At 49.1% G+C, this 1,620-nt stretch carries 3 protein-coding genes; all 3 read left to right on the forward strand.

Features of this window, described 5'->3' with window-relative positions:
* Positions 1 to 394 (forward strand): anthranilate synthase component I (locus tag FJZ26_05935; protein ID MBM3229948.1); only part of this gene is annotated, 394 nt, incomplete at its 5' end.
* Between the two features lie 16 nt (positions 395 to 410).
* Positions 411 to 1,013 carry an aminodeoxychorismate/anthranilate synthase component II gene (locus FJZ26_05940; protein ID MBM3229949.1) on the forward strand — a complete coding sequence of 201 codons (603 nt, stop codon included), beginning with the start codon at positions 411 to 413 and terminating at the stop codon, positions 1,011 to 1,013.
* Positions 1,014 to 1,073: 60 nt separating this feature from the next.
* Positions 1,074 to 1,620: anthranilate phosphoribosyltransferase (gene trpD, locus FJZ26_05945; protein ID MBM3229950.1), on the forward strand; the 547-nt coding region annotated here is incomplete at its 3' end.

Genomic DNA, 1,620 nt, shown 5'->3' on the forward strand with positions numbered 1-1,620 from the left:
AATGCACATTGGCTCGCAGGTTGCAGGCACGCTTGCCAGCGGCAAGGATTCGTTTGACGTGTTCTCGTCAATATTCCCCGCTGGGACGGTTTCTGGCGCGCCAAAAGTCAGGGCAATAGAAATCATTTACCAGCTTGAAAAGATGCGCCGCGGGCCTTATGCTGGGGCAGTAGGGTATTTTTCGGCAAACGGCAACTCCGACTTTGCCTTGGGCATAAGGACGCTTTTTGCCGATTCAAAAAATGCATACGTGCAGACTGGCGCTGGCATAGTGTATGACAGCGTGCCTGAAAATGAGTATGAGGAAACCGAAAACAAGGCAAAGGCCCTGCTCCACGCGCTTGGGGTGAGCGGGCAAAGCGCCATGATGCCTCAAAACAAAATCTCGCCATGACTTGAAGGTGGGCTTTATGAAAATCCTTTTGATTGACAACTTTGATTCGTTTGTCTACAACATCTACCAGTACCTTTCAAGCCTTGGGTGCACAGTCGAGGTTTTCAGAAACGACAAAATTACACTTGAGCAAATAGGCAGGCAAGGATACGATGGCATTGTCATTTCACCTGGCCCTGGAGACCCAAGCAACAAAAGGGACTTTGGGGTATGCATGCAGGCAATCCAATGCTTTGGAAAAAGCACCCCAATACTTGGAGTCTGCCTTGGCCACCAGGGAATAATCTGCGCCTTTGGGGGCACTGTGATAAGGGCAAAAAAACCCATGCATGGCAAGCCAAGCATGATAAAACATGACGGTTCGGGGATTTTTTCGGGCGTGAGCAATCCGCTCAAGGTAATGCGCTACCATTCGCTTGTTGGCGATGAAAAAACTTTTCCTGCGTGCCTTGAAGTGACTGCAAGAAGCCTTGATGACAATGCAATTATGGCAGTAGTGCACAAATCCCTGAAGATTTACGGGGTTCAGTTCCATCCGGAAGCCATACTAAGCCAGGGCGGCCTGAAAATATTTTCAAATTTTCTCAACATTGCAAGAGGGAACGGAGAAAGCCAATAGAATCATTAACTGTGCAACAAACATTACTTTGGATTTACTTGCAATAACTTGGTGGCGTCAATGAAAAAAGCAACTGACTTCAATCAAATACTCGACTCGCTTCTTGCAAAAAGGGACTTGGGCAGCGAGGAGTCAAAGTTCGCACTCGGGCAAATCATGCAAGGCAAGGCAAATCCGTCCCAAATAGCGGCATTTTTGACTGCCCTGAAAGTCAAGGGAGAAACCGCGCAGGAAATAATCGGGCTTGCAATGGCAATGAGGGAAAGTTCAATCAAAATCAATGCAAGCTCCATGCATCTTGTTGACACGTGCGGCACTGGGGGGGATTCAAGCAGGACATTCAACATATCGACATGCGCCGCGCTTGTGGCTGCCGGGGCAGGGGCCTGCGTTGCAAAGCACGGCAACAGGGCTGCAACAAGCCAAAGCGGCAGTGCGGATGTTCTGGAGGCGCTTGGCGTAAAAATCCTAACAGACCCCTTAGAGGCAAAAACTCAGCTTGAGACAATCGGAATTGCGTTTCTCTACGCGCCTGCATACCACCCTGCAATGAAAACTGTCGCGCCAATAAGAAAGGAGCTAGGGTTCAAGACGGTTTTCAACATTC

The organism is Candidatus Parvarchaeota archaeon, from assembly GCA_016866895.1.
Lineage (GTDB): Archaea > Micrarchaeota > Micrarchaeia > Anstonellales > VGKX01 > VGKX01.